Genomic DNA, 8,721 nt, shown 5'->3' on the forward strand with positions numbered 1-8,721 from the left:
TCCCCCCACCCCCCCCCCCCCCCCCCCCCCCCCCCCCCCCCACCTCCCCCCCCCCCCCCCCCCCCCCCCCCCCCCCCCCCCCCCCCCCCCCCCCCTGCGGGACGGAACTTCCGGCGGTTACGCCTTGGCTTCGGAGAGCGCGGCCTCCTCGGCCGCCTGCTCGGCGAGCAGTTCCTTCTCGGTCTCGACCAGGGTCGGGTTGCGCCAGGCGCTGCGCACACCCCAGACGTAGAAGCCGAGCGAGAGCAGGACGACGACGACGATGTCCCAGCCCTGGGCGAGGTAGCCCTTGCCGCCGAACTCCGTGCCACCGGCCCACGAGACGCAGGCCATGACCAGCAGATAGGCGACCATCCAGACGCCGGCCTGCAGGTGCGGCTTGAGCTCGGCCCACGGCTTGCGCAGCTCGTACCAGGCCCAGATCGGCAGACCGACGGCCATGATCAGGATGACCTTGCCGGTGAGCGGCCAGCGGGCCCAGTAGAGCACCAGCGAGCCGAAGATCATCGCGATGGGCGCGATGACCGGCATGGCCTTCAGCATGACCGGGCGCTTGAGGTCCGGGGCGATGCGGCGCAGCGACATCACGGCGACGGGGCCGGTGATGTACGAGATGACGGTGGCCACCGAGACGATCTCGGCGAGCGAGCCCCAGCCGCGGAAGACGGCCAGGAACATGAACGCGACGATCAGGTTGAGCACCAGAGCGGGGCGCGGCACACCGGTCTTCTTGTCGACCTTGCCGAAGACGCCGGGCAGGTGGCCGTTCTCCTGGACACCCTGGATCATGCGCGAGGTGGTGGCGGCGTAGATCATGCCCGTGCCGGACGGGGAGATGAAGGCGTCCGCGTACAGCAGCATCGCGAGCCAGTTCAGGCCCCAGGCGACGGCCAGGTCGGCGAGCGGCGAGTTGTAGATCTTGCCGAGGTCGGCCCAGCCGTGCGAGGAGAGGTCGGCCGACGGGACGGCCATCAGGAAGGCGACCTGGAGCGCGATGTAGATGACCAGCGCGATGAGGATCGAGCTGATGACGGCCTTCGGCAGCGACTTGCCGGGATTGCGGGCCTCGCCCGCCATGTTCAGCGGGGACTGGAAGCCGTTGAACGCCCAGACGATGCCGGAGAGCGCGACCGCGGTGAAGACCGAGCTCCAGCCGTTGGGCGTGAAGCCGCCGGCCGACTCGATGTTCTTGGTGTCGAAGTGCGCCCACATCAGGGCGCCCGCGGTCAGGACCGGGATGACGACCTTGAAGACCGTGATCGCGTTGTTGGTCTTCGCGAACAGCGTGATCGCGAACCAGTTGAGGAAGAAGTAGAAGAGCAGCAGGACGCTCGCCAGGGCCACACCGCTGCCGGTCAGCTCCTTGCCGTCGTACAGCTCCTTCGCCCAGCTCCACTTCCAGGAGCTCATGTACTGCACGGAAGCGGTCGCCTCACCGGGGATGACGGAGACGATCGCGATCCAGTTGGCCCACGCGGCGAGATAGCCGGCGAGCGAGCCGTGCGAGTACTGGCCGTAGCGGACCATGCCGCCGGCCTTGGGGAACATCGCGCCGAGCTCGCTGTAGGTGAGCGCGATGGTCAGTGCGACGGCCGCGCCGATGACCCAGGCGAGGATCGCGGCGGGACCGGCGATGGCCGCGGCCCGCTGGGCGCCGAAGAGCCAGCCGGAGCCGATGATCGACCCGAGGCCGACGGCGGTCAACGCCACCGGACCGAGGGTCCGGCGGTAGTTGGAGTGGGAACCCTGCTCGGTACTCAACGCCCCGGATCTCCTTTGCTTTCTTCTCCCCCACGGGCAGGACACAAACCGCGCCATCGTACGAGCGATTTGGACGATTGCGTTCCGCGAAAAGGCTCTGACCTGGCCGTATGTGAGTTTTGCAACAGTAAAAAACGCTCTGCCCTATCGGGACAAAGCGGGGCATATCACACGGTTCCTACCAGCCGGTACGGATCGGGGAGTGGATCACCGGCGGCCGAAAATCGATCTTCAGGAGCCGGATACCGAGCACCCGGAAGCTGTTCACGCGGACGTCACCACCGCTTAACGATCGGGTGGTAAATGCCGCGGCCGAGCGCGGCCCGGCTATTTGACCGGAAGGTGGTACGCGACGCGATAGCGCTCGGCGAGCACCACCACATCCGCCGTCTCCACCGGGCAGCCGCCCGCGAAATAGGTGCGCGAGACGACCACCACGTAGTGCCCGGGGACGCCGCCGAGGGACAGCACCTCCTCCGCGAGGCCGGGCCGGGCGCTGACCTCCTCCGCGACGTTGTCGACGATCAGGTCGATGGCGGCCATCCGCTCGACGACCCCGCGCCCGGCCAGCGGGCCCTCCTCGGGAAGCATCACGGGCGTGCGGCCGGTGAGCGCGAGGGGCTCCCAGGAGGTGGAGAGCATCACCGGCTCACCCCCGGCGCGGAAGAGATAGTCGGTGCGCATCGCGCGGTCGCCTGCGGCGATGCGCAGCCGGCGCGCCAGCGCGGAATCCACCGCCACCTGCTCGCTGCGCGACTCCCAGGTGCCCTTGACCCTGCTGTCGGCCTGCTCCTGGCGGAACGGCGTGGACTCCCCCGCCGTGCGATAGCCGGTGCGCGCCAGGGCGCGCGGCACGGGCTGCTCGCGCACATAGGTGCCGGACCCGGATCTCCCCTCCACCAGCCCCTCGGCCATCAGGACCTTGCGGGCCTCCAGGGCGACGGTGTCCGAGACGCCGTACTGCTCGCGGATGCGGGCCTGGGAGGGGAGGCGTGTGTGCGGCGGCAGCTCGCCGGCGACGATCTTCTGGCGAAGATCACCGGCGACTCGGAGGTATGCGGGCTGGTCACCGAAGGCCACGGCCACTCCCAACAGGTTGACAGTCCGCAACAGCTTGGCAACCCTCGGTTGCCGTTCGCAACTACAGGCCAAGGATTCACTAGATGCAGTGAATTGCAGTTCAGGGACGTGTAGTTGGCGATGAGAGCCGCATGTGCGACCGGCATCCCCCTGAGGCACGTCTGCAATTATGCGCCGCACGCTCACCATGCGACACCACGCGTCCACCACTCTCCGTGACGACGCGCAGGGTTCGCCAACTCACCCCCCGGGACACGCAGTTGCTTCCGGGCGCCTCTGGCCGATCATTCGGGATGTTGTTATCTTCATCGAAATCGCGCCGGGTTTGAATTTCAAACTCAGCGGAGGGTTCGAGGAACGGGGAAGCGAGATGCCGTCGAACGCCGACACGGCGCCGGGAGTGCTCACGCCCGGGGAGAGCGCCGTGGAGCTTGCCGTGGACACTGCCGTGAGCACGGCCGTGGACACTGCCGTGGACCTTGCCGGGACGACCGACGACGCCCGGCTGGCGGCGTCCCTGGACGGCGGCTTCAGCAGCCGGTACGCCGACGTCAACGGGGTCAGGCTGCACTATGTGACGGGTGGTCAGGGCTCCCCGCTGGTCCTGCTGCCCGGCTGGCCCGAGACCTGGTGGGAGTACCGCAAGGTCATGCCCGCCCTGGCCGCGCGGCACCGGGTCGTCGTCGTGGACATCAGGGGCATGGGCGGCTCGGAGAAGCCGCGGTCCGGCTTCGAGAAGAAGAACATGGCCCGGGACATCCACGAACTGGCCCGCCACCTGGGCCACGAGCGGATCGACATCGCCGGGCACGGCATCGGCGCCATGGTCGCCTTCGCCCACGCCGCCAACCACCCGGAGGCCACCGGGCGGGTGGCGATCCTGAACACCACCCACATCGACGACAGTTACTACGAATTCCCCCTGGTCCCCCGCCCCGGCGACCGGGGCCCCCACCGCTGGTGGCTCGCCTTCCAGCAGGTGCAGGACCTCCCGGAACAACTTCTCGCCGACGGCCGCTACCGCCACCTCGTCGACTACATGTTCAACCTGAGCCTGATCGACCCCGACGCCATCACCCCGCGCGACCGCGACATCTACGCCCGCGCCTACTCCACCCCCGACGCGATCCGCGCCAGCAAGGGGTGGTTCCAGGCGTACCAACAGGACATCGCGGACTTCAACGCCTACCCCAAGGTGACCGCCCCGATGCTGGGCCTGGCCTACGGGGCCTTCTACGACTACATGCGCGAAGCCCTCCCGGCCCAGGGCACGGATGTCCGCGTCATGGAGATCGAGAACACCCGGAACTACCTGGTGGAGGAACAGCCGGAGGCGGTGGCGGGGGCGCTGCTGGAGTTCTTCGAGTGAGGGGGGAAGGCGAAAGGCCGGAGCGTTAACGATCTCGTGGCCCGGGTCCCGTCAGGTCGCTACGGTTGAGCCATGACCGCACTGCCCGACTGGATGCGCCCGCCGCGCGCGGAAGGCTGGTTCGCGGAGGATTTGGACCGCCTCCCCGAGGCACCCCGCCACACCGAGCTGATCGACGGAGCGCTTGTCTTCATGATGTCGCCGCAGAGGTGGTGGCATGGCCACCTCGTCACCATGCTCACCGTCGCTCTCATGAATCAGGCGCCCGGCGATGTCAGGGTCAGCCGTGAGATGACCGTCAAACTCGACGCGCGTAACCGTCCCGAGCCGGATCTGCTGGTGACGACGGCGGGCTTCGACGGCGACCGCACATGGTTCACACCGGACGAGGTCCGCCTCGTCATCGAGGTCGTCTCCCCCGAGTCCGCCCACCGCGACCGCACGGTGAAGCTCCGCAAGTACGCCGAGGCCGGCATCCCGCACTACTGGCGCGTCGAGGACGAGGACGGCGCTCCCGTCGTCCACGTCTACGAACTCGACGCACCGACGGGTGCCTACGCGCCCGCCGGCATCTTCCGGGGAACGCTGAAGCGGCCCGTGCCCTTCGACATCGAGCTCGACCTGAGCGCGCTTGTTCCGGGCGCGTAGGGCATGAGAAAGGGCCGGACTCATGGGGTCCGGCCCTTCTCGGCGTGTGGGATCAGACGTTGAACCTGAACGTTCAGCACAGTGCTCCGACCTTGCGAAAACACGGTTCTGGACATGGTCATCCAGCACCTGTCCAGCACGGTGCGAGTCCATCCAGCACATCCAGCACCGAAGGAGTGGTGTACACATGGCACACTCGGTACGCTTGAGCGCATGACGCAGCCGCTACCCATAGAGTCCATCCGCGACGTGCGCGCCCACCTGGCGGAAGTCGTGGAGCGCGCAGACCGCGACGACGTGCCCACGGTCATTACCCGCCGAGGGAAGGAAGTCGCCGCCGTCGTCTCCATTGAGGTGCTGCGCAAGTACCAGGAGTGGGAAGAGCGCGAGATCAACCGCATCATCGACGAGCGCATGGCCAACCCGGCCCCCGGCATCCCGATCGAGGACGTCATGAGGGAGACGCTGGCGCGCGGTGAGTGAGTACCGAACCGTCTTCCGGCCCGAGGCTCAGGCCGAGCTTCGGAAGATCCCGCGCGACATGGCGCTGCGCATCCTGGCCAAGCTGACCGAGCTGGAGACCGACCCCCTCGGCTTCAACACCACCGCACTCGTGTCCCAGTCCGAACGACGCCGTCTGCGCGTCGGTGACTATCGCGTCGTCTACACGATCGACAACGGAGAGCTGGTGGTCTGGGTCGTTCACGTGGGACACCGGTCCACCGTTTACGAGACCTGATTACCACTGACCCGCCGTCAGAATATCCAGCACCCATCCAGCACGGTGACGGCGAAGGGGTCGGACTCGACAGCGTCCGACCCCTTCTGACCTGCATGTTTGCCACGTCAGCGACGTGGTGCTAATTCACCCGGTCACACGTTGAAGCGGAACTCCACCACATCCCCGTCCGCCATCACATACTCCTTGCCCTCCATGCGGGCCTTGCCCGCGGCTCGGGCCTCGGCGACGGAGCCGGCGGCCACGAGGTCGTCGAAGGAGATGACCTCGGCCTTGATGAAGCCCTTCTGGAAGTCGGTGTGGATGACACCGGCCGCCTCGGGGGCCGTGGCGCCCTTCTTGATGGTCCAGGCGCGGGTCTCCTTGGGGCCTGCCGTGAGGTAGGTCTGGAGGCCCAGGGTGGCGAAGCCGACGCGGCCGAGGGTGGCCAGACCGGGCTCCTCCTGGCCCATGGACTGGAGCAGCTCCAGCGCCTCCTCGTCGTCGAGCTCGATCAGCTCGGACTCGATCTTGGCGTTGAGGAAGATCGCCTCGGCGGGCGCCACCAGGGCGCGCTGCTCGTTCTTGAAGTCCTCGTCGACCAGCTCGTCCTCGTCGACGTTGAAGACGTAGAGGAAGGGCTTGGTGGTGAGCAGGTGCAGCTCGTGCAGGAGGTCGCCCTGCTCGGTGCCCTTGGTGATGCCGGCGGAGAAGAGCGTCTGGCCGGACTCCAGGATCGTCCGGGCGGCCTCGACGGCGGCGAGGACGGCCACCTTCTCCTTCTGGAGGCGGGACTCCTTCGTCAGGCGCGGGATCGCCTTCTCGACCGACTGGAGGTCCGCGAGGATCAGCTCGGTGTTGATCGTCTCGATGTCGTCCTTGGGCGAGACCTTGCCGTCGACGTGGACGACGTTCTCGTCCTTGAAGGCGCGGATGACCTGGCAGATCGCGTCCGACTCACGGATGTTCGCGAGGAACTTGTTGCCCAGGCCCTCACCCTCGGAGGCGCCGCGCACGATGCCCGCGATGTCGACGAAGTCGACGGTGGCGGGGAGGATCTTCTGCGAGCCGAAGATCTCGGCGAGCTTGTCCAGCCGGGGGTCCGGGACGCCGACGACGCCCACGTTGGGCTCGATGGTGGCGAACGGGTAGTTGGCCGCCAGCACGTCGTTCTTGGTCAGGGCGTTGAACAGGGTCGACTTGCCGACATTCGGCAGACCGACGATTCCGATCGTGAGCGACACGTGGCGACTTCCCGTAGCGAGATTCCCGGGGCGGTTCCGGCAGCGGGTCGGCCGCCGCCATCCCCGGGAAGGGTGTAAAGGGTCCGCGGCCCACGGCGGGGCCGGTCAACCAGTCTACGGGTCCCCGCCGCGCCACGGCCCCGGAAGGACTATCAGTCGAACGCGCGGCCAAGGTGGCCCAAACCGCGTGTCCAACGTCGGATTCCTCCCACTTCTCGACCTAGTTTGGTCGGGTGGAGCAACCCAGCACCCGTGCGCCCCAGCCCAAGGTCCGTCGCACCTCCCCCGTGCCCAGGCCCGCCTCCCCCGTGGGGCAGGGCGAGAGGGCGGCGGTCTACCGCGCGCGCTCCGGGCGCGCCTCGCCCCCGCTGCGCGTCCCCGGCCCCCGGCTGACCGGCTTCGGCAGCGGCCTGCTGACCGCCCTGGCCATGCTCGCGGCCGGCGCCCTGGACTCCGTGGCGGGCCGCTCGCCCGCGGTCTACGGCGTCTTCTTCCTGGTGGCGGGCTCGGCCTGTGCCCTGTGGGTGCGGCCGGCCGACCTGATCACCGCGCCGGTGACCGCGCCCATCGCCTTCGCGGTCGGCGCGGTGCCCCTCGCCGAGGGCCCGGACAGCTTCGCGGGGCAGGCCATGGGCCTGGTCACCGTGCTGTCCCTGCACGCCGGGTGGCTCTACGCGGGCACCGCGCTCACCGCGCTGATCGCGTTCGTACGCCACCTGGTGCTGCTCAGGCAGCAACGACGGGATCGGGCCAGGCCGCGCCGGCGGCCATCGCGGCCCCTACGATCCCCGCGTTGTTCATCAGCCGAGCGGGCACGATCTCCGCGCTGACGCCCTCGATCAGCGGAAGGAACTTCTCGGCCTTCCGGCTGACGCCGCCGCCGATGACGAAGAGCTCGGGCGAGAAGAGCCTCTCCACATGGACGAGGTACCGCTGCACCCGGCGCGCCCAGTGCGCCCAGCTCAGCTCCTCCTCTTCCTTGGCGCGGGTCGAGGCGCGCGTCTCGGCGTCGTGGCCGTTCAGCTCCAGGTGGCCCAGCTCGGTGTTGGGCAGGAGCCTGCCGTCGGAGAAGACCGCGCTGCCGATGCCCGTACCGAAGGTGAGCAGGACGACCGTGCCGCGGCGGCCGCGCGCCGCGCCGTAGTAGATCTCGGCCAGGCCCGCGGCGTCCGCGTCGTTCAGCACGGTCACGGGGGCGCCCAGCCGCGCGGCGAGCAGCCCGGCCGCGTCCACGCCGACCCATTCCTTGGAGACGTTGGCCGCCGTGCGCGTCGTGCCCTGGACCACCACGCCCGGGAACGTCACCCCGACCGGCCGCCCGGACCAGCCGAAATTCGCCACGACCTCCCGGACGGTATCGGCGACGGCGTCCGGGGTGGCCGGTTGCGGAGTGAGGAGCTTGAAACGGTCCGCGGTCAGCTCGCCCCGCGTCAGGTCGACCGGTGCGCCCTTGATGCCCGATCCGCCGATGTCCACGCCGAATACGTTCATGCCGACCACGCTAAGGGGTGAGCCGGGCGCTCACCCCCCGGAACCGGGCACGGGCCGCCCGGTTCAGGACTTGTCGGGGCCGTCGTTCCCGGCCGACAGGGACGCCGCCTCCGCGCGCAGGTCGCGGCGCAGCTCCTTCGGCAGCGAGAAGGTGATCGACTCCTGGGCGGCCGTGATCGTCTCGACGTCGCCGTAGCCGCGCTCGGCGAGCCACTCCAGGACGCCCTCGACGAGGATCTCCGGAACCGAGGCGCCCGAGGTGACGCCGACGGTGGTCACGCCCTCCAGCCACGCCTCGTCGATCTCGTCGGCGAAGTCGACCAGGTGGGCGGGGGGGGGGGGGGGGGGGGGGGGGGGGCCGCCACAAGGGAGAGAGGGGGGGGAGTGTTTTGTGCCTAAAACACCGACAA

9 protein-coding genes and 1 pseudogene are annotated in these 8,721 nt (G+C 68.9%); 5 read left to right on the forward strand and 5 right to left on the reverse strand.

Annotated elements, in window-relative coordinates; all coding sequences use genetic code 11:
• Positions 1–117 precede the first annotated feature (117 nt).
• Together ACZ4A5_RS23020 and ACZ4A5_RS23025 are read right to left on the reverse strand one after the other, a co-directional pair.
• Positions 118–1,761, reverse strand: coding sequence for an APC family permease (locus ACZ4A5_RS23020; RefSeq protein ID WP_467587199.1), 1,644 nt, complete (start codon positions 1,759–1,761; stop codon positions 118–120).
• 327 nt (positions 1,762–2,088) lie between these two features.
• Positions 2,089–2,841 carry a GntR family transcriptional regulator gene (locus ACZ4A5_RS23025; RefSeq protein WP_467587438.1) on the reverse strand — a complete coding sequence of 251 codons (753 nt, stop codon included), beginning with the start codon at positions 2,839–2,841 and terminating at the stop codon, positions 2,089–2,091.
• 370 nt (positions 2,842–3,211) lie between these two features.
• Here ACZ4A5_RS23025 and ACZ4A5_RS23030 point away from each other — a divergent pair, with 370 nt between their 5' ends.
• From ACZ4A5_RS23030 to ACZ4A5_RS23045, 4 genes are all read left to right on the forward strand, one after another.
• Entirely contained in the window at positions 3,212–4,210 is a 999-nt protein-coding gene (locus ACZ4A5_RS23030) for an alpha/beta fold hydrolase (RefSeq protein ID WP_467587202.1), read from the forward strand.
• Between the two features lie 72 nt (positions 4,211–4,282).
• The gene (locus ACZ4A5_RS23035; RefSeq protein WP_467587205.1) at positions 4,283–4,858 is read left to right on the forward strand and encodes a Uma2 family endonuclease; all 576 of its coding nucleotides are present in this window, start codon (positions 4,283–4,285) and stop codon (positions 4,856–4,858) included.
• 213 nt (positions 4,859–5,071) lie between these two features.
• Positions 5,072–5,341, forward strand: coding sequence for a type II toxin-antitoxin system Phd/YefM family antitoxin (locus tag ACZ4A5_RS23040; RefSeq protein WP_071271322.1), 270 nt, complete (start codon positions 5,072–5,074; stop codon positions 5,339–5,341).
• Positions 5,334–5,597, forward strand: coding sequence for a type II toxin-antitoxin system RelE family toxin (locus ACZ4A5_RS23045; RefSeq protein ID WP_467587209.1), 264 nt, complete (start codon positions 5,334–5,336; stop codon positions 5,595–5,597). The genes ACZ4A5_RS23040 and ACZ4A5_RS23045 overlap by 8 nt, the downstream gene beginning before the upstream one ends.
• A 134-nt stretch (positions 5,598–5,731) precedes the next feature.
• Here ACZ4A5_RS23045 and ychF read toward each other — a convergent pair whose 3' ends face one another.
• The gene (gene ychF, locus ACZ4A5_RS23050; protein ID WP_467587212.1) at positions 5,732–6,820 is read right to left on the reverse strand and encodes a redox-regulated ATPase YchF; all 1,089 of its coding nucleotides are present in this window, start codon (positions 6,818–6,820) and stop codon (positions 5,732–5,734) included.
• A 233-nt stretch (positions 6,821–7,053) separates the two neighbouring features.
• Between ychF and ACZ4A5_RS23055 the strand changes: the two genes are divergently transcribed.
• Positions 7,054–7,650 carry a DUF6542 domain-containing protein gene (locus ACZ4A5_RS23055; RefSeq protein ID WP_467587215.1) on the forward strand — a complete coding sequence of 199 codons (597 nt, stop codon included), beginning with the start codon at positions 7,054–7,056 and terminating at the stop codon, positions 7,648–7,650.
• Here ACZ4A5_RS23055 and ppgK read toward each other — a convergent pair.
• Positions 7,547–8,311 carry a polyphosphate--glucose phosphotransferase gene (gene ppgK, locus ACZ4A5_RS23060; protein ID WP_467587218.1) on the reverse strand — a complete coding sequence of 255 codons (765 nt, stop codon included), beginning with the start codon at positions 8,309–8,311 and terminating at the stop codon, positions 7,547–7,549. The genes ACZ4A5_RS23055 and ppgK overlap by 104 nt on opposite strands.
• Before the next feature lie 63 nt (positions 8,312–8,374).
• Positions 8,375–8,647, reverse strand: a pseudogene (locus ACZ4A5_RS23065) (4-hydroxy-3-methylbut-2-enyl diphosphate reductase); the annotation flags it as partial.
• Positions 8,648–8,721 lie beyond the last annotated feature (74 nt).

The organism is Streptomyces sp. NPDC025618 (assembly GCF_055558795.1).